Source organism: Streptococcus halichoeri (assembly GCF_009870755.1).
GTDB lineage: Bacteria > Bacillota > Bacilli > Lactobacillales > Streptococcaceae > Streptococcus > Streptococcus halichoeri.
The window spans coordinates 20,402-45,496 of record NZ_WLZU01000014.1; the positions used below are offsets into that span (position 1 = coordinate 20,402).

Sequence of the window (25,095 nt, forward strand, 5' to 3'; positions counted from 1 at the left end):
GCTCACGTTCGCAGGAAAATAGGCTAAGCCTGAGTGGTTGTTAGTCTTTGAAGAATACTTTGATACTGGTTGAGCAAATCTGTTAAATCATTTTCAGCTGTGAGTTTGTCTTCTAAATCACGTGTGGGAAATTCGTTCTTTTGATACCAGTCATAGTGACGTGTTCTAAAGCTGCTAATCATAAAAGGAATTTCCTTTTCTAGACTGTCTAATCTATCTTCCGCGGCAGCTGTATCACCGTTTTCTCCAAATTTTTTCTTTAATTGCTCTTTTGTATTTTTGATTTCTTTGCGAAGCGTGTCCGAATTTTTCTCCATAGACTGCACAGTCATTGTACCTTGTTCAGCAGCAGAAGCGCTAGTCGCTTGTGTCAGGCTAAATAGGCTTGTTAAGGCAAGCACAGTTAGTGCAGCAATTGATTTTTTGTTCATGTTGTTTTTCCTCGTAAAATAAGTTAACCTTGTGTGTATTTTTTAATATAAAAATCCATTAATTTTGTTATAAACTCTTCAGCTAATTTAGCAGCTTCCTCATCGCTTTTTTCAAATTTTTTAAATTGCTCTATTGTAAAACTATCCTCTAGTTCGCCAGCAAAATAGTTAGTGTCTGGAGCAGAGCGACTATATCCTTCTTTCCAGACAACTTTTTCTTCAGGTTTTTTATTCTCATTGAGAAATTCAGTTTCTAGCTTTTCAAAGTCAGAAAATTTTTGCCTTCTTAATAAGGCCTTAAAAAGTTTAATCTCTTTACGATAAGTAGCAATTGTGATTTCTGATTGTTGTCGTTGATGTTCAGTATACGCTGAAACACTTGTTACTTGTGTTAGGCTAAATAGGCTGGCTAAGGCAAGGGCAGCTAGAGAAGCAATTGCTTTTTTGCGGAACTGTTTCATGTGAATTACCTTACTTTCTTTGTTAGACTTTAAAAACGGCGCCGTTTCTTTTGCTTCTAACACCTTTATTATACTATGGAGGACTATTGCAAGTAAACCCTTTCATTAAAATTTACGCTAATCAAAAACTCATAAATTAATAAAAAATAAGCCTTTTAAAAGGCTCATTAAGGGTCAGTTTTTATAATTTAAATTATAGTAGCAAGCCTAGTCATTTGCTTTTAGTTAGCTTTGTTAGTTTTTGAAGTTGAATGATAATGGATTAGCAAATCTCCCAAAACTGCATCTGAGAGTTGCTCCTCTAAATCGTGATCAGCGTCTTCCCAATAAATCCCCGTTTTTTGGGCAAATTGTTTTTCGACTTGTTGTGCTGTAAGACTATTTGGGAGATGAGTTTTATAAATTTTAATAAACCCACGATACAAATCAACAGTAGTTGGGTCCCATTTAGTTGTGTCGGCAGAAGCAGTTGACACTTGTGTTAGGCCAATGCCTGCTAGGGCAAGGACTGCCACTGTAGCGATTGCTTTTTTCTTGACTATTTTCATTTTAGTTACCTTCTTCTCCATATTTGTTAGTTAGCAAACTTGGCGCCGTTTTTCTACCTAACAGGATTTATTATACTAGAAGGTTCTCCTAAAGGTAAGGGTTTAATGAGTTCAAAATTAGCAAATCTTAATAAATTAGTAATTAATTATAAAATCTACTAAACAAGCTCCTTGCCGCGTCGAGCTTTAAGGCGTGAGCCCAGGCTTTTGCTCGTTTTGCTCTGCTCGGCAATTCGCCCTTGGCGTCTGTCGTGCTTGCGCCCATCGCCCATCGCCCATCGCCCATCCTCCCTACAGTCCGTACAGTCCAGTCCCTGCAAGCCAACCAAAAAACCTCCACAAGGCTTTGAGGAGGTAGCAGTGCCTGCTGGTTAGGGCTTGATGCCTAGCATGGGGCTTTGGAGGTAGGCGTCGACCAGTCGCTCTGTGGCCTGGACCGAGTCCGTGTGTGTCCGCTCATAGGAGTGGCTGGACTCTATTCCTGCACCCAGAAGGGCATGGCGGACTTCGGCACCTGCGCGCATTGCGGCTGAAGCGTCTGAGCCGTAGTAAGGATAGATGTCTAGCTTATAGGGAATCGCTTGCGCCTGAGCCAGCGCCACCAGATGCTGGCGTAGGTCATAGTGGTAGGGGCCAGAGGCATCTTTGACACAGATGGAGACGGTGTATTCATCTGTGGCTTGGTCATCACCCATAGCTCCCATGTCCACTGCCAAGTATTCAAGGGTTTGCGGCGGCAGACTCGAATTAGCCCCGTGTCCGACTTCTTCGAAGGCGGAAAAGTAAAAGTGGGTCGTATAAGGCAGGGTGATCTGCTTGGTCTTGTAGTCTTGTAAGAGTTTCATCAAGATAGCAGCAGAGACCTTATCATCTAAGTGCCGGGACTTGATAAAGCCGGTCTCAGTCACCACCACCCGTGGATCAAAGGAAATAAAATCTCCAACCTCGATGCCTAGAGCGGCTGTTTCTTCTGCTGTTGTGACCTTTTCATCTAGCCGCACTTCCATGTTGGCCTGATTGCGCTCAGCTGTACCGGCATCCTTGTAGACATGCACGGAGGTTTGATGCATGAGGATGGTGCCAGAAATCTCCTGGCCGGTCTTAGCCACATGCACAGTGCAGTTTTCACCTTCAATGGCATTGTAAACAAAGCCACCCACCAAGTCCAGCTTGAGTCGGCCGTCAGGCTTGATCGCTCGCACCATGGCACCCAGCGTATCCAGATGCGCCGTTACCACCCGCTGGTGCTGGTCGTCTTGCCCTTGCACTGTAACCATCAAGCCGCCCTTGGCCGTCAAAATCGGCTCATAGCCAAAGCTCCGTAGCTCTGATGCCACATATTGCATAATCTTGGCCGTAAAGCCTGTCGGCGAGGGGATATTAGCTAAGCTAGTAATATAAGAAACCGTTGTTTGCATGCGAACTCCAATCTACACAAAAGTTTTCCTTATCATTATAGCATGGTTAATAGTAGAACTAAACCCTCACTGACCCTAGGCTAGCAAGATCTTAGAGTGACTAGGGCTAACTGTGGGCGCTGATGAATCGGTCTTGCTCTGCCAATATCACCGCTGCTAAACGTTCAATATCAGCTGAGGTTCCCCGCATCTCAAAATCCCCAAGCATAGGAAACCCAAAGCGTTGATGGTATTGCTTGGCTGTTAAGCAATATTGGTGGTTGAAATTGCGATTGCCTGAACCGATAATGCCAAAACACCGCTTGGCATTGTCGTGGGCTGCGATGAAGTCGCCAAGCGGCGTTGTCAGAATTTCCACATCGCCAGAATCCAGGCCGTTGCCGCCTTCGAGATAGGTGGGTAAAATCGCTACAAAGGGCTCGGTCACCTTGAAAGTCTGGTGATTTAAGGTTTTAATATTGATGGCCCTGGTCTCAACGCCATATGTTTGCTTGAGATAGTCTGTTAGCCGGTTAACAAAACTCAGCGTGTTGCCACTGAGGCTAATAAATACAATCGTTACTCTTGACATGTGGCCTCCTATTACTATATCTTGTTGTTAACTTACAGTTTAGCACAATATATAGGGCTTAACAAGGCTGAGCTAGGCTGTATCTCATAGCTCTAGGACCCTGAGGATGTGAGCTAGGCCTTAGAGCTAGCTTTGCGATGAAACAAAACAGGCCCCGTAGGGGAGGAACCCCACATAAAAGAAATGTCCTTTTGCTTTTGCAGTGAAAGTGTTAAAATAGGAGAAAGTATTTTTAATGAGGAAAACATGGTTAAAGAGATTAACTTAACAGGTGAAGACGTCATTGCGATGACGGCCAAGTACATGAGTGAAAGCGATGTGGCCTTGGTTCAGTTTGCCTTAAACTACGCGACGGCTGCCCATTATTACCAAGTCCGTCAATCCGGTGAGCCCTATATCATCCACCCCATCCAGGTTGCCGGTATTTTGGCTGGCTTGCAGCTGGATGCTGTCACTGTTGTCTGTGGCTTTTTGCATGATGTGGTCGAAGACACCGACATTACCTTAGATAATATTGAGACCGACTTTGGCAAAGATGTGCGTGATATTGTAGATGGGGTTACCAAGCTTGGTAAGGTTGAGTATAAATCACATGAAGAACAGCTAGCTGAGAATCACCGCAAGATGCTCATGGCCATGTCTAAGGACATCCGGGTAATCTTGGTTAAACTTGCTGATCGCTTGCATAATATGCGCACGCTGAAGCATCTGCGCAAGGATAAAAAAGAGCGCATTTCACGTGAGACCATGGAGATTTATGCTCCTTTGGCCCATCGCTTGGGGATTAGTCGCATTAAGTGGGAGCTAGAAGACTTGGCCTTTCGTTACCTCAACGAGACCGAATTTTACAAGATTTCCCATATGATGCGGGAAAAACGCCGCGAGCGTGAAGCCCTGGTAGATGAGATTGTCGCAAAGATCATCGCCTATACCAATGAACAAGGGCTTTATGGGGAAGTTTATGGCCGGCCCAAGCACATCTACTCCATCTACCGCAAGATGCGTGACAAGAAGAAGCGTTTTGACCAAATCTTTGACTTGATTGCCATTCGTTGTGTTATGGAAACGCAAAGCGATGTCTATGCCATGGTTGGCTACATCCACGAATTGTGGCGGCCCATGCCTGGCCGCTTTAAAGACTACATTGCTGCTCCAAAAGCCAATGGCTATCAGTCCATCCACACCACAGTCTATGGGCCCACAGGTCCTATTGAGATCCAGATCAGAACGCAGGAAATGCACCGCGTGGCTGAATACGGGGTAGCAGCCCACTGGGCCTACAAAAAGGGCATGAAGGGCAAGGTTAGCCCGCTTGACCAAAAGGTCGGCATGAACTGGATCAATGAACTAGTCGAGCTGCAGGATGCCTCCAATGGCAATGCTAAAAACTTTGTGGATGCGGTCAAGGAGGAAATCTTCTCTGAACGCATCTATGTCTTTACACCTACAGGCGCTGTTCAGGAATTGCCCAAAGACTCAGGCCCGATTGATTTTGCCTATGCCATCCACACCCAGGTGGGCGAAAAAGCTGTGGGCGCCAAGGTTAATGGCCGGATGGTGCCGCTCACAGCTAAGCTAAAGACCGGCGATGTGGTTGAGATTGTGACCAACCACAACTCCTTTGGCCCTAGTCGGGACTGGATTAAGCTGGTTCGGACCAACAAGGCCCGCAATCGCATTCGACAGTTCTTTAAAAATCAGGACAAGGAATTGTCCATCAATAAAGGGCGCGAGCTCTTGGTCAGCTATTTTCAAGAGCAGGGCTATATTCCTAATAAATACTTAGATAAGAAAAGGATCGAAGAAGTCCTACCAAGGCTCAGTGTCAAAAGCGAAGAGGCCCTCTATGCTGCCGTTGGTTTTGGTGACATTAGTGCGATTGCGGTCTTTAATAAATTAACCGAAAAAGAACGCCGCGAAGAAGAGCGGGCAAAGGCAAAGGCTGAGGCCGAGGAATTAGTCAATGGCGGGGGTGTTGTCCAGCATAATCGCGATGTGCTTAAGGTCCGTAGCGAAAATGGCGTCATCATCCAGGGGGCGACTGGCTTACTGATGCGGATTGCCAAATGCTGTAATCCAGTGCCTGGTGACCCGATTGAAGGCTATATTACCAAGGGTCGTGGCATTGCCATCCACCGTGCTGACTGCCATAATATCAAGTCGCAAGAAGGCTATGAGCAGCGCTTGATTGACGTCGAATGGGACATGGCCCATTCGAGCCAGGAATACCAAGCTGAGATTGACATTTACGGCCTAAATCGCAGTGGCCTTCTCAATGATGTCTTGCAGATCCTCTCTAATTCAACCAAGAGCATCTCGACCCTTAATGCCCAGCCATCCAAAGACATGAAGTTTGCGAATATCCATGTCAGCTTTGGCATTCCCAACCTAGCTCATCTCACTACCGTCGTCGAAAAAATCAAAGCTGTACCCGACGTTTATAACGTTAAGCGCACCAACGGCTAGACGAGGAGGTTAACCATGAAGATTATTATCCAACGCGTCAGCCAGGCCAGTGTTACCATTGACGGAAAAATCGCTGGCGCTATTGATAGGGGCTTACTCCTACTAGTCGGTGTCGATCCAGCAGATACAGCAGCCGATCTGGCTTACGCTGTCCGCAAGATTGTCCAGCTGCGGATCTTTGCCGACCAGACAGGAAAAATGAACCTCTCCCTGCAAGACGTTGGCGGTGCTATTTTGTCGGTCTCGCAATTCACCCTGTTTGCTGACACCAAAAAGGGCAACCGGCCAGCCTTCAATGGCGGTGCAAGACCCGAGCTTGCGCGCAGGTACTATGAGGACTTGAACCAGGCCCTAAGCCACTACTGCCCGGTAGCGACCGGTGTCTTTGGCGCTGATATGCAGGTTAGTCTTGTCAATGACGGTCCAGTGACCATTGTCTTAGATACCAAAAACCCTTAGCAAGTCAAACTCCGGTAGAAAGTTGTCAAGGCTTATCTGGCAGGTTATGAGAAGTCATCCTAAGACTTCACATCATCAAAAAAGTAGCGGCATAAAAATCTGGCTCATTGTCAACTGTAGTGGGTGACTGATAACTAAGCGCGAGAGGAGACGTAACCCCCAAGACGGTCGACCTCTCAGACGTTAAATATGTTAATGACCCAGATGAAATTAGAGCATTCTTTGGTATCAACTAATGAAAATAAAAGGTGTATCATTAACAAAATGACTAGGTAGTTTAAATTTAAGCAATGTAGAGCACGTTTTATCAACATTAATAACAAATTGAATTTCTCTTAACACCGCATCCCCCTATTGGCGCCCCCACGCAATCATGAGATAAGTTCTAATAAAAAAGCAACCGCTCAGTTAATTCTGGGTGGTTGCTTGCTTGCGACACTAACACTGATAGCTGTTATTAAACGAGCTGTTGCTGCTAGGTAGGCATCATTTTCTGATGTTTTTTAAATATTGTCGCTTTATAATGATTTTTTTAAGAAAAAATTGTAGAAAAACTTGCATTGTCTGGTAAACTGCGTTAAAATAATAACGGATAATTTGATTATCAAATTATTTGACGATAAAATAATATAGAGAGGTATGGGATTTAGACAAAGGACAAACAATGACTAATGATTACATCACACTGGCTTTCCAAGAGGATGTGGCGACCCTAACCTTAAACCAGCCCGAGCGCTCCAATGGCTTTAATGTACCGATGTGCCAAGCCTTTCTAGCAGCCCTAGAGACAGTCAAAGAGACGGCTAACTGCCGCTTTCTCGTGATTCGGGCTAAAGGCAAGCTTTTTTCCATTGGTGGTGATTTAGCCACCATGCAAGAGGCAATAGACCAAGATGATATTTCCTCCTTGGTGACAATTGCTGAGCTGGTCCAAGAGATGAGTTTTGCCATTAAGCACTTGCCGTTGCCAGTTATCGTTTGCACCCATGGTGCCGTAGCCGGCGCAGCCTTTAATCTGGCACTTGCCGCTGACTTTTGCTTAGCTGCAGAGGGCAGCCGCTTTATCCAGGCCTTTGTCAATGTGGGCTTGGCCCCAGATGCCGGTGGGCTCTTTCTCTTAGCACGCGCTGTCGGCTTAAACAAAGCGCTGCAATTGGCCATGACCGGCGACGCTGTGACGGCCGAGCAGGCCAAGGAACTGGGCTTTGTCTATCAGACATTTCCCCCAGCAGACATGGACCGTGCCTTAGATCGGCTTTTGAAAAAGCTCCGCCGCGGCTCTAGTCACTCTTATCGCGCGATTAAGCAACTCATCTGGCAAAGCCTATTTACACACTGGGAAGCCTATGCCAAAGAAGAATTGCAGCAGCAAACAAGCTTAGCCTTTCAGCCGGACTTTCGTGAAGGGGTACAGGCTTTTACCGAACGCAGACGCCCCCGCTTTACCAGCCTCCTTTGAGTTTTTATCTTGCAATATAGTTTGACCTTTGATACAATTCGACTATCAAAGCTTATTGTTAGGAGGTGTTAAAGTGGAGTATCAGCAAATTAATGAATATCTGGTTGCCATCTTTAACCGCATCCTAGTGATTGAGGAAATGAGTCTTAAGACCAGTCAATTCAAGGATATTTCGATTAAAGAAATGCATACCATTGAGATTATTGGCAAATATCCCAAGGTGACGCCTAGTGATATTGCTAGGGAGTTAATGGTGACCCTAGGTACAGTAACAACAAGCCTTAATAAATTAGAGAAAAAAGGTTATATTGAGCGAACCCGCTCAAGTGAGGACCGGCGAGTCGTTTATTTGCATTTAACCAAAAAAGGACGGCTGCTGGATCGCTTGCACGCTAAATTCCATAAAAATATGTTTTCGCGAATTGTCGCCGAAATGGACGACGATGCTACTAAAGCTATGGAAAGAGGCTTAAAAAACCTATATCAATTTTTGGAGGATCTTGTCTAATGCCTTATTCAAGGATTGGAGCTGTGGCACACTATGTTCCCAATCAAGTGGTGACCAACCATGATTTGGCTAAGATCATGGACACAACAGACGACTGGATACGGTCAAGGACCGGCATTGAGGAGCGTCGTATAACCCAAACAGAAAACACCAGCGACTTAGCCATTGCTGTTGCTGAGAAACTTTTACAACAAGCACAGCTCGCCCCAGAGGCGATTGATTTTATCATTATCGCCACAATGTCCCCAGATGCTAGTATGCCATCAACGGCAGCTAAAGTCCAAGCTGGGATTGGAGCTAGCAAGGCTTTTGCCTTTGATATGACAGCTGCCTGCAGTGGCTTTGTTTTTGCCTTAGCCACGGCTGATAAGCTGATTCGATCAGGTGCTTACCAAAAAGGTCTGGTTATTGGTGCTGAGGTCACCTCAAAGATGTTGGACTGGACAGATCGCTCAACAGCTGTCTTGTTTGGTGACGGAGCAGGTGGTGTGCTGATCGAGCAAACGATGCGCCCGCACTTTTTGGCGGAATCCTTACATACTGATGGCTCAAGAGGCCACACCTTGACCTCGGGCGCAAGCCCGCTAGCGTCACCTTATTCACAAGGCCAGGCAAAAAAGACAGCTATCCAGATGGAGGGACGAGCGATCTTTGACTTTGCCGTCCGCGATGTTGCAACAAGCATTGTCCAACTTATCGAGCAGTCGGGGCTTGATAAAAACCAACTGGACTATTTATTATTACATCAGGCAAACCAGCGCATTTTGGATAAAATGGCGCGCAAAATGAACCTACCTCGTGCCAAATTTTTAGAAAACATGATGCATTATGGCAACACTAGCGCTGCCAGCATTCCGATTCTGATGTCGGAAGCTTTTGAGCAGGGCCGCTTGACCTTAGATGGCAGCAAGCTTGTTTTGCTTTCTGGGTTTGGTGGAGGTTTGACATGGGGAACACTAATTGTTAAAATTTAGTTAGCTTGTGTACCAGACACAGTGATAAAACTATTACGTTACATTTTTTAAGGAGAAATAAAATGGCAGTATTTGAGAAGGTACAAGAAATCATCGTTGAAGAATTAGGAAAAGAACCAGAAGAAATCAAAATGGAAACGACTTTTGATGACCTTGATGCCGATTCTTTAGACGTTTTCCAAGTCATCTCTGAAATCGAAGATGCTTTTGACATCCAGATCGAGTCAGAAGAAGGCTTGAATACGGTAGGCGACCTTGTGGCTTACGTTGAAGAAAAAAACAAGTAATCACATTTATAAACGAGAAAATAAGTCAATCTTAAAGAGAGAGTGAGATGACCAGACCTTGAGGATCTCACTCTTCTTTCTTGCTAAATTAGTTTGATTATCAAATTAAATTAGTCTTATTGCTAAATTATAGAAGGTAAAAATGAAAACACGCATAACGCAATTACTGGGTATTGAGTATCCCATCTTTCAAGGAGGAATGGCTTGGGTAGCAGATGGTGACTTGGCAGGAGCGGTCTCAAATGCTGGGGGACTAGGGATTATTGGTGGCGGTAATGCGCCAAAAGAAATTGTAAGAGCTAATATTCAACGCGTCAAGGCAATTACTGATCGGCCTTTTGGGGTTAATATTATGCTACTGTCTCCTTTTGTTGATGACATTGTTGACCTTGTGATTGAAGAAGGGGTCAAAGTGGTGACCACTGGAGCAGGAAATCCTGGCAAATATTTGGAGCGTTTCCACCAGGCTGGTATCGTTGTCATTCCAGTTGTACCAAGTGTGGCTCTAGCCAAACGTATGGAAAAATTAGGCGTTGATGCGGTCATTGCAGAAGGGATGGAAGCAGGCGGCCACATTGGTAAATTGACAACCATGACACTTGTACGCCAAGTGGTCCAGGCCGTTTCTGTACCAGTTATTGCTGCTGGAGGTATTGCAGATGGAGCTGGCGCCGCTGCGGCATTCATGTTAGGAGCAGAGGCTGTCCAGCTAGGGACACGCTTTGTCGTGGCCACAGAATCCAACGCTCATCCTCAGTTTAAGCAGAAAATTCTCCAGGCTAAGGATATTGACTCAGTCGTATCAGCTCAGATTGTTGGGCATCCTGTTCGCTCTTTAAAAAATAAACTAACGACAGCTTATGCCAAATCTGAAAAAGAGTATTTAAAAGGCAACCAATCTGCTCAAGATATTGAAGCTATGGGCGCGGGGGCCTTACGGGCTGCGGTGGTTGATGGTGATGTGCAGCAGGGCTCCTTAATGGCCGGACAAATTGCTGGTCTGATTACCCAAGAAGCCAGCTGTCAGGCAATTATTGAAGAGATTATTGCTGAGGCAAAAGCTACTATTTGTCAGCAAGCTGAGCGCTGGCTGACTCAAGATATGTAGGAGTGAGGTTTTAAAATGGCAAAAATCGCATTTGTATTTTCTGGTCAAGGTGCCCAAAAACTAGGGATGGCCCGTGATATTTATGACGCCTATCCGCTTGTGCGTGAGACCTTTGATCAGGCTAGTCAGTTGTTGGGCTATGATCTACGGGCCTTGATTGACCAGGAGCAAGATAAGCTTAATCAGACCCGCTACACGCAACCAGCTATCTTAACGACCTCGGTAGCGATTAGCCGATTGCTCGCGCAGCAGGGAGTTGAGCCAGATATTGTGATGGGTCTTTCGCTGGGTGAGTATTCCGCCCTTGTGGCTGCGGGTGCTATTGGCTTTAAGGATGCTTTGCTGCTAGTGGCTAAGCGAGGGCAGTTTATGGAAGAGGCGGCGCCTGCGGGTTCTGGTAAGATGGTGGCGGTGCTCAATACGCCCGCTCAAGTCATCGAAGAGACCTGTCAAGCAGCCAGTGACTATGGTGTGGTGTCGCCAGCCAACTACAATACGCCGCAACAGATTGTGATTGGTGGTGAGACTAAGGCTGTCAATCAGGCGGTTGAACTGCTCAAGGCCAAGGGAGTTAAGCGGCTCATCCCACTTAATGTTTCAGGGCCTTTTCATACCTCACTTCTGAGTGAGGCGAGTCGGCGGTTAGCAGGGGAGTTGGAAAAGCTTCACTTTGCCCCCTTTTCTTGCCCGTTAGTGGGAAATACAGAAGCCCAGATTATGGAGCACGGTCGGATTAAGGAATTGCTTGCGCGTCAAGTGATGGAGCCGGTGCGATTTTATGACAGTATTGCTAGTCTAAAAAACTATGGTGTTGATGAAGTGCTTGAGCTTGGTACCGGAAAAGTACTAAGTGGTTTCATTAAAAAAATCGATAAGGATTTACCTTGTTATAGTATTGAGGATGTGGCGTCTTTACGTCATTACCTGACTGGAAAGAAAGGATAATATGGAATTAACTGGAAAAAATGTCTTTATTACAGGATCTAGCCGCGGCATTGGTTTAGCAATTGCGCAAGCTTTTTCGCAAAAAGGGGCAAATGTTGTTTTAAATGCCCGCTCTGCTATTTCAGAAGAACTGATCGCCTCAGTGGCAGGTCCAGAAAATAAAGTGATTGCTATTAGCGGTGATGTGTCGCAAGAAAAAGACGCACAAAGAATGATCAAAGAAGCCATTGATCAATTGGGGTCTATTGATGTATTAGTCAACAATGCGGGCATTACCAATGATAAGCTCATGCTTAGAATGACCCAAGAGGATTTTGAGCAAGTCTTGCGTGTCAACCTGACGGGTGCTTTTAACATGACACAATCCGTCTTGAAACCGATGACAAAAGGACGCCAAGGTGCTATTATCAACATATCCAGTGTCGTTGGCCTTATGGGAAATGTCGGTCAGGCTAACTATGCCGCTTCTAAGGCGGGCTTGATTGGCTTTACCAAATCTGTTGCACGTGAAGTTGCTGGCCGTGGCATCACTGTCAATGCCCTTGCACCAGGTTTTATTGCTTCAGATATGACCGGTGTGCTATCAGAAAAAACACAAGAAGCTATTTTAAGCCAAATTCCAATGAAGCGGATTGGTCAAGCTTGCGAAGTTGCTGATTTAGTAACCTACTTAGCAGCTCAAACATATATCACAGGTCAAGTGCTGGCTATTGACGGTGGCATGACCATGTATTAAGAGAGGTAAAATGATGACATTGAATCGTGTAGTAGTTACAGGCTATGGGGTAACTTCTTCAATTGGAAATACACCTGAAACCTTATGGTCCAGCCTAAAAAATGGTAAAATAGGTATTGGTCCTATTACCAAGTTTGATGCCAGTGAATTTGACGTTAAAAATGCCGCTGAAATCAAAGATTTCCCCTTTGATCGTTACTTTATCAAAAAAGACACTAATCGCTATGACGACTATTCGCTCTATGCTATGTATGCCGCTAATGAAGCAGTCGCAATGGCTAAGCTGTCACTTGATGAGGTTAACAAAGATCGCTTTGGTGTGATTGTCGCTTCTGGGATTGGAGGCATCGAAGAAATCGAAGAGCAGGTCCTAAGATTAAATACTAAAGGACCAAAACGTGTTAAACCGATGACCTTGCCTAAGGCCTTGCCAAATATGGCTGCTGGGAATGTTGCAATGAAGATGCAAGCCCAAGGCATTAGTAAGTCCGTCAATACGGCATGTGCTTCTTCTAATGATGCTATTGGCGAAGCCTTTCATCATATCAAATTTGGCCAGCAAGATATGATGCTAGTCGGTGGCTCGGAAGCTTCGATTACGCCTTTTGCGATTGCTGGTTTCCAAAGCTTGACAGCCCTTTCTACCACAGTTGATCCAAAGAGAAGCTCAATTCCTTTTGATAAGGAGCGTAATGGCTTTATCATGGGTGAAGGCTCTGGTATGTTGCTTTTAGAGAGCTTAGAACATGCCCAAAAGAGAGGGGCAACCATCTATGCGGAGATTGTCGGTTATGGTCGCAGCTGTGATGCCTATCACATGACCTCACCCCACCCAGCTGGTTTGGGCGCTCAAAAGGCTATCAAACAATCTATTGAGGAAGCTGGAATTAGCCCTGAGCAAGTTGGCTATGTCAATGCACATGGAACCTCGACTCAGGCCAATGAAACGGGAGAAAGCAGCGCGATTGTTGCTGTATTAGGCCAAGAGGTGCCGGTATCTTCAACCAAGTCCTACCACGGCCATGCCTTGGGGGCAACGGGTGCGATTGAGGCGATTGCTACTATTGAAGCTATGCGTCACAATTATGTCCCGATGACGGCGGGCACCCAGGCCTTGTCAGAGGATATTAAAGCGAATGTTATTTATGGCCAAGGATTAGAAACTGATATTCCTTATGCCTTATCCAATACCTTTGGCTTTGGCGGCCACAATGCTGTTTTAGCATTTAAGCGCTGGGAGGACTAAGTGTGACTTTTGAAGAAATTAAAGATTTGGTTTCCTATTTAGAAACTTTAGGTGTACATGAGTTTTCACTAAAGACTGAAAAAATTGATCTTATTTTTAAAAAGAATCATCCAGTAGAAGAGCAGTTAAGGATTACTGTCAATCAAAATGACGAGCAAATGTCACAAGTAAATCATCTGACACAAGACGAACACCTTTTTCGGGGAACCATTTTGGAATTTGAAGATTGGGAGACTTAATTTGGAGTTAGCAGAACTAAAAGACTTGATGCGCGAATTTGATGCCTCAAGTCTAAGAGAATTTTCCTTTAAAACACAGGATCAAGAAATTAACTTTAGTAAAAATGATCATCATTCTCTTGTAGCTAAGCCTCAATTAGATACTCAAGACAATAGGCCACCACAAGAGGAGCAAGTAGCAACCAAAGAGGGTAGTCAATCCCAAGCAAATCAGCCACAAGCTGGTCAAGTGGTGGAAAGCCCTCTGGTTGGGGTTGCTTATCGCTCACCTGGCCCAGATAAGGCTAACTTTGTGGCTATTGGTGATCATGTAACCAAAGGACAAACCCTTCTGATTATTGAAGCCATGAAGGTCATGAATGAAATTCCGTCACCAACAGATGGTGTGATTACAGAAATCCTCGTCAATAACGAGGATGTTGTTGAGTTTGGACAAGGTTTGGTGCGAATTGATGATAGATAATGAAAAAATTCAAGAGGCCTTGCCTCATCGCTATCCCATGTTGCTTGTTGATCGTGTTTTAGAACAAACAGATCAACACATTGTTGCCTTAAAAAATGTCACCATTAATGAACCCTTTTTCCAAGGACATTTTCCTGGCTATCCTGTGATGCCAGGTGTCCTTATTATGGAAGCTTTAGCCCAGACGGCGGGTGTTTTGGAGCTCTCCAAGCCAGAAAACCAAGGCAAGCTTGTTTTTTATGCTGGCATGGATAAGGTGCGCTTTAAAAAGCAAGTGCGACCAGGGGATCAATTAGTGATGACGGTGACCTTCCTTAAACGACGTGGTCGGATGGCTGTGGTTTCGGCCAAGGCAGAAGTTGATGGTCAATTAGCTGCCAGCGGCATCTTGACCTTTGCCCTTGCTAACTGATCTCAGCCTTGATTTAGGAAACTTCTGTGGAGGTTTAAGAAATGTTTCAAAAAATATTAATTGCCAATCGAGGAGAGATTGCCGTTCGCATTATCCGAGCTGCACGAGAACTAGGCATTGCTACTGTAGCAGTCTATTCTGAGGCAGATAAAGATGCCTTACATACGGTATTAGCTGATGAGGCCATTTGTGTCGGCCCAGCCCGGGCTACAGATTCTTATCTGAATATGAATGCCATCCTCTCAGCTGCCCTGGTCACTGGTGCGCAAGCGATTCACCCAGGCTTTGGCTTTTTAAGTGAAAACGCTAAGTTTGCCACCATGTGCGAGGAGATGAAGATTAAGTTCATCGGTCCTTCTGCTAAGGTAATGCACCAAATGGGGGATAAAATCAATGCGCGGGCCACGATGCGCAAGGCCGGTGTGCCAGTTATTCCTGGCTCAGATGGTGCCCTAGCCAGCCCGCAAGAAGCCAAGGCGGTAGCTGATCAGATTGGCTATCCCGTCATGCTCAAAGCAGCAGCAGGTGGCGGTGGAAAAGGCATTCGCAAAGTCAGGTCTCCATTAGATCTTGAGGAGGCTTTTCTTTCGGCCTCACAAGAAGCCCAGAGTGCCTTTGGCGATGGCGCTATGTACATTGAAAAAGTCATCTACCCAGCGCGCCATATCGAAGTGCAAATCTTAGGAGACCATAATGGCCATATTATTCATTTGGGCGAAAGGGATTGCTCATTGCAGCGGCATAACCAAAAGGTCTTAGAAGAGAGTCCATCTATTGCTATTGGCCCAAGCTTGCGCAAAAAAATTGGCGACGCGGCGGTTAGAGCAGCCCAGTCTGTTGGCTATGAAAATGCAGGAACGATTGAATTTCTACTAGACGTTGAAAGCGGGCAATTCTATTTTATGGAAATGAATACGCGCATCCAGGTAGAGCATCCCGTCACCGAATTTGTGACAGGGATTGATATTGTTAAAGAACAAATCACCATTGCAGCCGGTCTTCCCCTGGAATACCAACAAGCTGATATTACCATCTGTGGGCACGCGATTGAGTGTCGGATTAACGCCGAAAATCCTAAATTAGATTTTGCTCCAAGTCCAGGTAAGATTGATGAGCTATACTTGCCAGGTGGCGGCCTTGGTTTACGGGTTGATTCAGCTGTATACCCAGGTTATACGATCCCTCCTTATTATGATAGTATGATTGCTAAGATTATTGTCCATGGGGAGAATCGTTTTGATGCTTTGATGAAGATGCAAAGGGCCCTCTATGAGCTTGAGATTGGTGGTCTTGCGACGAATACAGAATTCCAGATGGACTTAATCTCTAATAAGCAGGTGATTGCAGGGGACTATGACACCTCCTTTTTGATGGAGACATTTTTACCTGAATATACCAATGACTAGGAGGCGACATGGCTTTATTTAGTAACAAAGATAAATATATCCGCATCACTCCGCACCACTCTAAGAAGGGTCCTTTGAGTGATACTGTTCCAGAAGTTCCCGATGAATTATTTGCTAAGTGCCCTGCTTGCCGCCATATGATTTACCAAAAAGACCTTGGTCTTGCCAAGATTTGTCCCAAATGTGGCTATAATTTCCGGATTTCAGCGCATGAACGCTTAGCCATTACGATTGATCCCGATACGTTTGAAGAACTCTATCAGGATCTACCGAATCAAGATCCCTTACAATTTCCAGATTATGCGGAGAAATTGGTGAAAACGCAAGCAAGAACAGGCTTGCATGAAGCGGTTTTGACCGGCTTGGCCCGCATTCAGGGACAGCGCGTAGCCCTTGCGGTTATGGATTCACATTTTATCATGGCCAGTATGGGGACGGTCGTGGGAGAAAAGCTCACGCTGCTTTTTGAACAGGCACTCAACGAACAGTTACCTGTGGTTATTTTCACCGCCTCAGGCGGTGCCCGGATGCAAGAAGGTATTATGAGCTTGATGCAAATGGCCAAAGTATCGGCTGCTGTCAAGCGCCATTCTAATGCTGGTTTGTTTTATTTGACGGTCTTAACGGATCCAACTACTGGTGGTGTAACGGCTAGCTTTGCCATGCAAGGCGATATTATCTTAGCAGAGCCGCAATCCTTAGTTGGCTTTGCTGGACGTCGGGTGATTGAAACGACAGTGCGTGAAGATCTGCCAGAAGATTTTCAGCGTTCAGAGTTTTTGCTCCACCACGGTTTTGTTGATGCTATTGTGAAGCGGACAGAATTGCCCACAACCATTGCCTATTTAGTTGCTTTGCATGGAGGTGCACGAAATGACTGACGTGTCAAGAATTCTCAAGGAAGCCCGTGATCAGGGCCGGACCACGGCTTTAGAATACGCGGAGCTGATTCTTGATGAGTTTATGGAATTACATGGCGACCGCCACTTTGGTGATGATGGTGCAGTGATAGGAGGTGTCGGCTATCTAGCTGGTCAGCCGGTTACTGTGATTGGTATCCAAAAAGGAAAAAATCTCCAGGACAATCTGCTTCGAAATTTTGGTCAACCGCACCCGGAAGGCTATCGTAAGGCTTTGCGCCTAATGAAGCAGGCAGAAAAATTTAACCGTCCCATTATCACCTTTATCAACACAGCGGGAGCCTATCCTGGCATAGGGGCTGAAGAGCGGGGTCAAGGCCAAGCTATTGCGCAAAATCTGTTTGAAATGAGTGATTTAAAAGTCCCCATTATTGCCATCATTATTGGTGAAGGGGGCTCTGGTGGAGCGCTAGCCTTAGCTCTAGCCGACCAAGTCTGGATGCTTGAAAATGCCATTTATTCTGTATTAAGTCCAGAGGGTTTTGCCTCCATTTTATGGAAGGATGGCTCGCGCGCAACGCAAGCAGCAGAATTGATGAAAATGACCTCCAAGGAGCTAAAAGAGCTGACTGTGATTGACCGGATTATTCCTGAACGAGGCTACTTCTCTAGTGAAATTATCCAAGCTATCAAAGACCAGCTTATTGAGGAGTTGGCTAAGTTGTCTCAACTAAGCATTTCAGAATTGATAGAGCAACGTTACCAGCGTTTCCGCAAATTTTAAGAAGTAAGCTGGAAATGTGATGTGCTCATGTCTGGCATCAGTGCAAGCACTCCCTTACTATATAATCAGCAGTGAATCAATCAAATCATCTGATTAACATTACCTAAAAAACGAATGCTTACGATTGAGACAGGTTTATCATCGTTTCATTCGTTTTTGGCTTATAGTAAGTTTTTGCGGCTTGCTTTTTTTGGCTCATAATCCAGCCTTGCATAGAGTTCAATGTGCGTCTTATGTTGAAAAACGTTGTCTAAAGCTATATTTTTGTCTTTAATTCCGATTAATTCTGTAGTAGGACAGAGTTGTTCCATATGATGCTTTCGAATGAGTTGTTTTGTCGCTTTTCATTATAAGTCATATGGAACTTTTTGTCTGCATGAAAAAGGCCTATCATTTCCAGAGTGGATTTACCCACTACAGAAATGATAGAGCCAAAAAAGATTGATTTGTTAATCCACTTAAGAGCAGCAAAAGGCTAGGAAGTTAATTTCCTAGCCTCTTTTGAAATTAGCTTGGTCGTATCACATCAACACCGCCCATGTAAGGACGTAGAACTTCTGGAATAGTGACAGAGCCATCTTCATTTTGATAATTTTCGAGAATGGCTGCGACGGTCCGCCCTACAGCAAGCCCAGAGCCATTTAAGGTATGTAAGAGTCGCACCTTGCCATCGGCTTCATCGCGGTAACGGATTTGTGCGCGCCGTGCTTGGAAATCTTCGCAGTTTGAACAGCTAGAGATTTCACGGTAGGTGTTTTGAGCTGGAATCCAGACTTCCACGTCATAAGTTTTAGCTGCTGAAAAGCCCATGTCTCCCGTACATAGTGTAATCACACGGTAAGGGAGCTTTAATTTTTGAAGAATATTCTCAGCATTGGCCGTCATTTTTTCCAATTCATCATAGGATTCTTCTGGTTTGGCAAATTTGACCATTTCGACTTTGTGGAATTGGTGCAAGCGGATTAGTCCGCGGGTGTCACGTCCGGCTGAACCAGCTTCAGAACGAAATGAAGGGCTCATAGCCGTAAAGTAAATCGGTAGTTTTTTACCGTCTAAGATTTCACCGCGGTAGTAGTTGGTTAGGGGGACTTCAGCTGTGGGAATTAAGACAAAGTCTGTATCAGCTAATTCAAAGGTGTCTTCTTTGAATTTTGGATACTGTCCTGTACCAAACATCGAATCGTGGTTAACCATGTAAGGCGGGATAACTTCGGTGTAGCCTTCTTTGGCATGTTCATCAAGCATAAAGTTATAGATAGCACGCTCTAAGCGAGCACCAAGTCCCTTGTAGAAAAGAAAACGTGAACCAGTAACTTTTGCCCCGCGTTCCCAGTCCAGGATGTCTAGCGATTCACCAAGATCCCAGTGGGCTTTGACGTCAAAATCAAAAGTCGGTGGCGTGCCAACGCGGCGTACTTCGACATTGTCATCTTCATCTGCTCCTACCGGTACGCTATCATGTGGAAGATTTGGTAGGGTGGTAATGATGGCAGTTACTTGGTCGTCAATAGCTACTAATTCGGCATCGATAGACTTGATTTTAGCTGACACTTTTTGCATCTCAGCAATTTGCTGTGAGGCATCCTCTTTCTCCCGTTTGGCTTGGGCGATAGCAGTTGATGCGGTATTTCGCTCTGCTTTTAATTCTTCAGAAGTTACTAAGAGTTGCCGGCGCTTTTCATCAAGTTCTTTTAAGGTTGTCAGTGTGTCTTTTGAAACACCACGACCTTTTAATTTTTGAGCTATTTGGGCAAAATCAGTTCGAATACGTTTTAAATCTAACATCGTTAACTCCTTTTCAAATATTAAATGAAAAAGCACAGCTTGGTCATGCTGGAGCGCTTAGGCGCGGTTCCATCCAGCTTCACAATCTGTGCACTTAATTAGGATAACAAAATAAACACGGTAGAATTTCATATCCTTTTGCTACCTGCTCACAACAACCGCAGGCTCTCTGAAAGCAACAAGCATATTACTTATCCGTTAGTGCCATTATAGACCATTTTGTTTTAAATGTAAATAAAAATTTGCTGTGGGCTAGGGTTGTGCCTTTGGGAAATGCTGAGCTTTGTCAGTAAGTTCAGACTGCATGCAGCATTTTTGTCTAGCATACTTGAGGTTTTGGATCTGCTTTGGCCTATGCTAGAATAGGAATATGAAAAACTATCTTAGTGAACAAAAATCGCAACGAAATACTGGACTTGACCTTCTTAGGATTATTTCGATGTTTATGATTGTTATCACCCATGTTTTAGGCAAGGGTGGGCTGCGCTCGTCGGTGCAAGGGCAGACGGATGCTTATTTTATTGTGACTTGGATGATCCAGGTCCTGGTGTATGGGGCGGTGAATTGCTATGCGCTTATCAGTGGTTATGTCGGAGTTCATTCGATTTATCGCTATTCTAAACTCTTAGCGATCTGGGCTCAGGTTTTCTTTTATACGTTTAGCATCACAAGCTTGTTTGCTTTGTTTGGTTATCCGGTTAGTCTGATGGATTGGCGCAATGCCTTTTTGCCTATTGTTAGTGGACAATATTGGTACATTACAGCATATTTTGGGTTGCTCATCTTTATGCCACTCATCACTAATGGCATCCAGTCGTTAACCAATCGTCAACTTTACCACCTCGTTATTTTGATGTTTGGTGTATTTTCATTATTGCCAGCATTAATGAATAATCGTGTCAGTGAATTCTCTTTAAGTAAGGGATTTGAGATGACTTGGTTAATGATTCTCTACATTTTAGGGGCCTACCTGAGGCGCTTAGATTTATCCCTTTTTAAAAACAGCTACCTCATCAGCATTTATCTCTTATCATTAGTAGCTACCTATATCATGAAATTCTTGGTTGGCAATATCTGGTACTGGTATGTGTCACCGACCCTTACGCTGGGTGCCATTTGCTTTTTTATCTTATTTGCCAAGGTCCAAATTACACCTGGCACTTGGTTCCATAAAATGATTGTTGTGTTAGCACCGACCACCTTGGGTGTCTATCTTTGCCATCTTCACCCTCTCATCGTCCGTTATTTTGTCCGGGATTTTGCTGCTTCCTTTGTACAAGAGTCCATTTTCTTTTATCCTTTGCTGATACTAGGAGCAGCTATCGCCATTTATCTGCTGGCTTTTACAGTGGAGCGCCTGCGTCTATATATTTTCAAGCAAGTGCATTTTCGTCAATTTTTGGCGTGGTTCGACAGAAAATTCCCCTATAATGACTGACTAAAGAGAGCATCTAGGCTAGTTGTTTCCCCCAAGAAGGACCGGGACAAAAACTGTACCGCCAAGCCACTCACTAGCACTGAGCCCCACCTCATTGGTGAGGGCTTTTGACTTTTCTTAGACTTTTCTCAGAAAAAATCAGCTGAGCTGGGCAGTTTTTAGCATCAGGTGCCCACAGTGCATCGTCTAGTAAGTGTCTATCAGTTGGTCACGGTTTGTCAGCGTCAAGCAAAAAAAGATTGAAAAAAGTGGCCAAATCGGCTACTTTCTTCAATCCCATGCTAAATCTAGCTCGTTTTGCTGGCTTAGTGACCTTTTAGTTTGGCAAGCAGGATCTGGAGCAAGGTTGGTAGCTTGATGACTTTATCATTGCCCAGATAGGTGCGGGCAATTTTTAAGATTTTGCCCGAATCCTTGGAAGCAAAGAGGAACTTCCCCTGGTCAGTAAAGACTTCAAAGTGGCGGCTGACCTTTTTACGTGAGACATTAGCCCCAATTTGCTGAATGGAAGACCAGGGAATTTGGATGTAGTCATTGACATTTTTGTCATTGTAAAATTCCAGAGCCTGATTACCCACTAAAATATTACCAACCTTACCTCCCATTCCTAAATAAGAGGTGGCAGTGGTTTGTAAGTCGACAGTTGTGTTTAATGATTGTACCATTGTTATTGTGTTCGATCCTTTAGTCTATTTCCTTATGATTATAACATAAAAGAGTTCCCTGACGGAAACCCTTTTTGTGTCCTCTTACATGATACCTGCAAGACGAGCAAGAATACCAACAATAAACAAAGCAATAATGATTGCGATTGGTGATACTTTTTTCTTTAATAACCACATACATAAGAAGGTAAGGAGTAGTCCCATCAATCCAGGGATGAGGGAGTCTAACTGACCTTGAAGTGTATTGGCTTTTTCAGGTGTAAGGCTTAGGCCTGAGAGGGCTTTGCCGAGGATTCCTTGAAGTTCGGTGCCGTTAACAACGCCTTTAGGGAATTCAATGTAAGCACCTTTAGCCAGTTTAGTTGCTGGGAGGTCTACTGTAAATTTGATAGATACCCAACGTTCAACAAGCACAGCTAGGATAAACATACCAAGGATGGAAGCACCTTTGGTAATGTCTTGAAGGATACCACCAGACATGTCTTTGGTGATTTCTTTTCCTGATTTGTAACCAAATTCTTGGGTATACCATAAGAAGGCCATCCGGATAATATTCCAACCAAAGAAGAAGATGAGTGGTCCCATGATATTTCCAGATGAAGCAATGGAAGCCCCAAGGGCACCTAGGATTGGACGAACGGTAAACCAGAATACCGGGTCACCGATACCGGCCAAAGGTCCCATCATCCCGATTTTAACCCCTTGGATAGCCTTGTCTTCAACAGGCGTACCGTTAGCTTTTTCTTCTTCAAGTGCAAGGGTAACCCCAATGATAGGAGCCGCTACATATGGATGGGTATTGAAGAATTCCATGTGGCGCTCAAGTGCAGCTGCGCGGTCTTCTTTAGTGGTGTATAGTTTTTTTAGAGCAGGGATGAGTGAGTAGGCCCAACCCATATTTTGCATACGTTCGTAGTTCCAAGAACCTTGAAGGAATTGTGAACGCCACCAAACTTTTTGACGATCGGATTTTGTTAATTTAATTTGTTCAGTCATGTGCGTACTCCTTTCTAGTAGTCTTCTAAGATGTCGCCGATTGGATCATTTGAGCTAGAGCCTGATCCACCTTTGCCACCACCCATTTTAGAAAGGTTAATGTAGATGAAGGCGATAGCTACACCGATAGTACCCATGGCAATAAGTGTTAAGTTGTTTAGAGCGGCTAGGGCAAAACCAAGTGCGAAGAATGGCCATACTTCACGGGTTGCCATCATGTTGATAACCATCGCATAACCAACGGCAACAACCATGGCACCACCAACTTGCATACCGCCGTTTAACCATTCTGGCATTTTTTCTAAGATGCCTTGCACGGCTGAAGAAGGAATAGCAAGTAGCAAGGCTGCTGGAACTGCAATCCGTAGACCTTGGAGTAAAAGGGCGATAAAGTGGTAACGTTCAATTGCTGAGAAGTTACCTTCAGCAGCAGCCTTATCTCCGGCATGCACGAGGGCTGTTGATACTGTCCGCACGATCATTGTGAGGAAAAGACCAGCTACAGCAAGTGGGATAGCTGTTGAGTAAGCAAAGGTTACTCCTTTAGGGGTGAAGTCGCCACCTTTAACCATGATGATGGCTGCAGCTACAGAAGCAAGTGCCGCATCGGGAGCAACGGCTGCCCCGATGTTAGCCCAACCAAGAGCCAGCATTTGTAGGGTACCACCAAGCATGATACCTGCTTCGAGGTGACCTGTGACAAGACCGATTAAGGTACAAGCAACAAGTGGTTGATGAAATTGAAATTGGTCAAGGATACCTTCGAGCCCTGCAAAGAAAGCTACGATAACGACCAAAATCATAGAGATAATTGAAATATCTGCCATTTTGTTATCCTTTCATTAGTCAACTAATCGTTTCTACCATTAGTGAACAGTTATAAGAAGTAAACTTATTCTATTGTTGAGTGTTTTATGTCGTCTTAGCTCTTATTTTTTGCTTTGCTAAAAGATGAGTTAAGACGCATTTTGCCTTGTATGTAGCAATAAACTGTGGTTATCAGATGTGATGCTAACCATCAAGCCTTTGCTTAAACATAGCAAGACAGCCAGTTTTCTATTGAAATACACGTGTCGCCAGAAGATGGGACAAAAAATGGATTTAATGGAAAAATGGCGTCTTTTATTGGACGTTAGCTTTTTTGATTAATTCAAACAAATTCTTATTGGAGTCGTTTGGTACTTTACGCACATCAAATGACACGCCGAGTTCTTGCAATCTTTCAAAGGCTGCAACATCGTCTTTATCCATTGATAAAACGTTATTAACCATCGTTTTCCCTGTTGAGTGAGCCATTGAACCAACGTTTAATTCTTTGATGTCAACTCCACCTTCAATAGCACGAAGCGCATCTTGGACAGTTTCAAATAAGATGAGTGCACGGGTATTACCAAAACGTGGATCTTTTGAAACTTCAATGAGTTTGCTAATTGGAACAACGTTTGCTTTGACGCCACCTGGTGCTGCTTGTTTAATTAATTGTTTGCGTAAGTCATCTTTTGCGACCTCGTCAGAGGCAACGATGATGCGGTTAGCCTTGGAAGCTGGTGTCCATGATGTTGCAACCTGTCCATGTAAGAGACGCGTGTCGATACGAGCCAGATTGATTTTTAATTTTCCATCGCCAATGACAGTTCCCTCAGGGATAGAGCCTCCACGGCTAGCTTCTGCAGGGACGTCAGCTGCGGCTTTTTCAGCTTCGACAAGAGGATTGAGTGTCTCAGGGAGAGCTTTTACCCCTTCTTTAGCTTCTTTAATGATATTTGCGGCTACTTTTTCAACGCCAGCACTTGCGTCCATCATGCGCTCTGTGTAGGCTTGAATCAGCATTGGCAAGTTAAGACCTGTGATGATTGCCATTTTACGTTCAGGATTTTCTCCCATCACGCGACTAGCTTGGTTAAATGGAGATCCACTCCACAAATCAGCTAATACGAGGACTTCATCATCAGCATCAAATTGTGCAATAGCATTGTTGAAGTGTCCATATAAGTCATCTGGTCCTTCATTTGGCATAAAAGTTACAACTTGAACTTTTTCTTGGTCGCCAAAAATCATAGAACCAGACTGATGAATACCTTCAGCAAATTTACCATGGCTGGCAATAATAATACCGATACCCATTCTTGTTCTTCCTCCTTAATTATTTTTTTCGCTTAATTGAAGAAGAATAATCTCCTTTCCAAATACGATTTATTTGGCAATTCTTTTTCAATAAAACGAAATTCAAGAACGTCTCTATTGTAAAACGTTTTCACTAAAAAAGCAATACCTTTCGTAAAAATAATAATGAATATGAAAAATCTTTCATATAGCTGAAAGAAATGGCTATAAATAGGCATCAGACAGAAGTGGTCAGTCTCCTTCTTTTGTGCTTTTGGTAGAGAAAATTCCCTGAAAAACTATTACAATTATTGAAAATGCGGCAGC

At 44.4% G+C, this 25,095-nt stretch carries 27 protein-coding genes and 1 pseudogene; 17 read left to right on the forward strand and 11 right to left on the reverse strand.

Features of this window, described 5'->3' with window-relative positions; genetic code table 11:
- Positions 1 to 23 precede the first annotated feature (23 nt).
- From GWD08_RS04755 to nrdI, 5 genes are all read right to left on the reverse strand, one after another.
- The gene (locus GWD08_RS04755) at positions 24 to 431 is read right to left on the reverse strand and encodes a protein kinase family protein (protein WP_159564504.1); all 408 of its coding nucleotides are present in this window, start codon (positions 429 to 431) and stop codon (positions 24 to 26) included.
- A 23-nt stretch (positions 432 to 454) separates the two neighbouring features.
- Complete coding sequence (locus GWD08_RS04760; RefSeq protein ID WP_159564506.1) at positions 455 to 955, reverse strand: hypothetical protein; 501 nt, start codon at positions 953 to 955, stop codon at positions 455 to 457.
- A gap of 158 nt (positions 956 to 1,113) precedes the next feature.
- Positions 1,114 to 1,440 carry a hypothetical protein gene (locus GWD08_RS04765; protein WP_159564508.1) on the reverse strand — a complete coding sequence of 109 codons (327 nt, stop codon included), beginning with the start codon at positions 1,438 to 1,440 and terminating at the stop codon, positions 1,114 to 1,116.
- A gap of 371 nt (positions 1,441 to 1,811) precedes the next feature.
- The gene (locus GWD08_RS04770) at positions 1,812 to 2,858 is read right to left on the reverse strand and encodes a M42 family metallopeptidase (RefSeq protein ID WP_159560830.1); all 1,047 of its coding nucleotides are present in this window, start codon (positions 2,856 to 2,858) and stop codon (positions 1,812 to 1,814) included.
- Positions 2,859 to 2,964: 106 nt separating this feature from the next.
- Positions 2,965 to 3,429, reverse strand: a complete 465-nt coding sequence (nrdI, locus tag GWD08_RS04775) for a class Ib ribonucleoside-diphosphate reductase assembly flavoprotein NrdI (RefSeq protein WP_159544439.1) — start codon at positions 3,427 to 3,429, stop codon at positions 2,965 to 2,967.
- A 246-nt stretch (positions 3,430 to 3,675) separates the two neighbouring features.
- Here nrdI and GWD08_RS04780 point away from each other — a divergent pair, with 246 nt between their 5' ends.
- From GWD08_RS04780 to GWD08_RS04855, 16 genes are all read left to right on the forward strand, one after another.
- On the forward strand, positions 3,676 to 5,895 hold the full coding sequence (locus tag GWD08_RS04780) for a RelA/SpoT family protein (RefSeq protein ID WP_159564510.1): 2,220 nt from the start codon (positions 3,676 to 3,678) through the stop codon (positions 5,893 to 5,895).
- Positions 5,896 to 5,910: 15 nt separating this feature from the next.
- Positions 5,911 to 6,354 carry a D-aminoacyl-tRNA deacylase gene (dtd, locus tag GWD08_RS04785; protein ID WP_159564512.1) on the forward strand — a complete coding sequence of 148 codons (444 nt, stop codon included), beginning with the start codon at positions 5,911 to 5,913 and terminating at the stop codon, positions 6,352 to 6,354.
- A gap of 664 nt (positions 6,355 to 7,018) precedes the next feature.
- Positions 7,019 to 7,813, forward strand: a complete 795-nt coding sequence (fabM, locus tag GWD08_RS04790; RefSeq protein ID WP_159560824.1) for a trans-2-decenoyl-ACP isomerase — start codon at positions 7,019 to 7,021, stop codon at positions 7,811 to 7,813.
- Between the two features lie 73 nt (positions 7,814 to 7,886).
- Entirely contained in the window at positions 7,887 to 8,321 is a 435-nt protein-coding gene (gene fabT, locus GWD08_RS04795) for a fatty acid biosynthesis transcriptional regulator FabT (protein WP_159544429.1), read from the forward strand.
- Positions 8,321 to 9,295, forward strand: a complete 975-nt coding sequence (locus GWD08_RS04800) for a beta-ketoacyl-ACP synthase III (protein WP_159564514.1) — start codon at positions 8,321 to 8,323, stop codon at positions 9,293 to 9,295. Before fabT ends, GWD08_RS04800 begins: the two co-directional genes overlap by 1 nt.
- Positions 9,296 to 9,357: 62 nt before the next feature.
- Positions 9,358 to 9,582 carry an acyl carrier protein gene (locus tag GWD08_RS04805; protein ID WP_159544425.1) on the forward strand — a complete coding sequence of 75 codons (225 nt, stop codon included), beginning with the start codon at positions 9,358 to 9,360 and terminating at the stop codon, positions 9,580 to 9,582.
- A gap of 142 nt (positions 9,583 to 9,724) precedes the next feature.
- On the forward strand, positions 9,725 to 10,690 hold the full coding sequence (gene fabK / locus GWD08_RS04810; protein ID WP_159564516.1) for an enoyl-[acyl-carrier-protein] reductase FabK: 966 nt from the start codon (positions 9,725 to 9,727) through the stop codon (positions 10,688 to 10,690).
- Positions 10,691 to 10,705: 15 nt separating this feature from the next.
- Entirely contained in the window at positions 10,706 to 11,635 is a 930-nt protein-coding gene (fabD, locus tag GWD08_RS04815) for an ACP S-malonyltransferase (protein ID WP_159564518.1), read from the forward strand.
- Position 11,636: 1 nt separating this feature from the next.
- On the forward strand, positions 11,637 to 12,371 hold the full coding sequence (fabG, locus tag GWD08_RS04820) for a 3-oxoacyl-[acyl-carrier-protein] reductase (protein WP_159564520.1): 735 nt from the start codon (positions 11,637 to 11,639) through the stop codon (positions 12,369 to 12,371).
- A gap of 13 nt (positions 12,372 to 12,384) precedes the next feature.
- The gene (gene fabF, locus GWD08_RS04825) at positions 12,385 to 13,617 is read left to right on the forward strand and encodes a beta-ketoacyl-ACP synthase II (protein ID WP_159564542.1); all 1,233 of its coding nucleotides are present in this window, start codon (positions 12,385 to 12,387) and stop codon (positions 13,615 to 13,617) included.
- A 2-nt stretch (positions 13,618 to 13,619) separates the two neighbouring features.
- The gene (locus tag GWD08_RS04830) at positions 13,620 to 13,856 is read left to right on the forward strand and encodes a hypothetical protein (protein WP_159564522.1); all 237 of its coding nucleotides are present in this window, start codon (positions 13,620 to 13,622) and stop codon (positions 13,854 to 13,856) included.
- 28 nt (positions 13,857 to 13,884) lie between these two features.
- On the forward strand, positions 13,885 to 14,319 hold the full coding sequence (locus GWD08_RS04835; RefSeq protein WP_408022837.1) for an acetyl-CoA carboxylase biotin carboxyl carrier protein: 435 nt from the start codon (positions 13,885 to 13,887) through the stop codon (positions 14,317 to 14,319).
- On the forward strand, positions 14,309 to 14,731 hold the full coding sequence (fabZ, locus tag GWD08_RS04840) for a 3-hydroxyacyl-ACP dehydratase FabZ (protein WP_159549944.1): 423 nt from the start codon (positions 14,309 to 14,311) through the stop codon (positions 14,729 to 14,731). Before GWD08_RS04835 ends, fabZ begins: the two co-directional genes overlap by 11 nt.
- 41 nt (positions 14,732 to 14,772) lie before the next feature.
- Positions 14,773 to 16,137, forward strand: a complete 1,365-nt coding sequence (accC, locus tag GWD08_RS04845) for an acetyl-CoA carboxylase biotin carboxylase subunit (protein WP_159544410.1) — start codon at positions 14,773 to 14,775, stop codon at positions 16,135 to 16,137.
- Positions 16,138 to 16,145: 8 nt separating this feature from the next.
- Positions 16,146 to 17,018 carry an acetyl-CoA carboxylase, carboxyltransferase subunit beta gene (gene accD / locus GWD08_RS04850; RefSeq protein WP_159544408.1) on the forward strand — a complete coding sequence of 291 codons (873 nt, stop codon included), beginning with the start codon at positions 16,146 to 16,148 and terminating at the stop codon, positions 17,016 to 17,018.
- Positions 17,011 to 17,781: an acetyl-CoA carboxylase carboxyl transferase subunit alpha gene (locus tag GWD08_RS04855; RefSeq protein WP_159549947.1), complete on the forward strand. Its 771-nt coding sequence runs from the start codon at positions 17,011 to 17,013 to the stop codon at positions 17,779 to 17,781. Before accD ends, GWD08_RS04855 begins: the two co-directional genes overlap by 8 nt.
- Positions 17,782 to 17,966: 185 nt before the next feature.
- Here the strand turns inward: GWD08_RS04855 and GWD08_RS08785 are convergent.
- Both GWD08_RS08785 and serS read right to left on the reverse strand, forming a co-directional pair.
- Positions 17,967 to 18,092 (reverse strand): annotated as a pseudogene (locus GWD08_RS08785) (ISL3 family transposase); the annotation flags it as partial.
- Positions 18,093 to 18,288: 196 nt separating this feature from the next.
- Positions 18,289 to 19,566, reverse strand: coding sequence for a serine--tRNA ligase (serS, locus tag GWD08_RS04860; protein WP_159564526.1), 1,278 nt, complete (start codon positions 19,564 to 19,566; stop codon positions 18,289 to 18,291).
- Between the two features lie 370 nt (positions 19,567 to 19,936).
- On the opposite strand from serS, the gene GWD08_RS04865 reads away from it, so the two are divergent.
- Entirely contained in the window at positions 19,937 to 21,004 is a 1,068-nt protein-coding gene (locus GWD08_RS04865; protein WP_159564528.1) for an acyltransferase, read from the forward strand.
- 305 nt (positions 21,005 to 21,309) lie between these two features.
- Here the strand turns inward: GWD08_RS04865 and GWD08_RS04870 are convergent, their stop codons facing one another.
- The 4 genes from GWD08_RS04870 to GWD08_RS04885 form a co-directional block, all read right to left on the reverse strand.
- Positions 21,310 to 21,669, reverse strand: coding sequence for a DUF956 family protein (locus GWD08_RS04870; protein ID WP_159544398.1), 360 nt, complete (start codon positions 21,667 to 21,669; stop codon positions 21,310 to 21,312).
- 84 nt (positions 21,670 to 21,753) lie between these two features.
- Positions 21,754 to 22,665 (reverse strand): PTS system mannose/fructose/sorbose family transporter subunit IID, encoded by a 912-nt coding sequence (locus GWD08_RS04875; RefSeq protein ID WP_159544396.1) that lies wholly within the window; start codon positions 22,663 to 22,665, stop codon positions 21,754 to 21,756.
- Between the two features lie 14 nt (positions 22,666 to 22,679).
- The gene (locus GWD08_RS04880; RefSeq protein WP_159564530.1) at positions 22,680 to 23,492 is read right to left on the reverse strand and encodes a PTS mannose/fructose/sorbose transporter subunit IIC; all 813 of its coding nucleotides are present in this window, start codon (positions 23,490 to 23,492) and stop codon (positions 22,680 to 22,682) included.
- A gap of 295 nt (positions 23,493 to 23,787) precedes the next feature.
- Positions 23,788 to 24,789, reverse strand: a complete 1,002-nt coding sequence (locus tag GWD08_RS04885; RefSeq protein ID WP_159564532.1) for a PTS sugar transporter subunit IIB — start codon at positions 24,787 to 24,789, stop codon at positions 23,788 to 23,790.
- Positions 24,790 to 25,095: the final 306 nt, after the last annotated feature.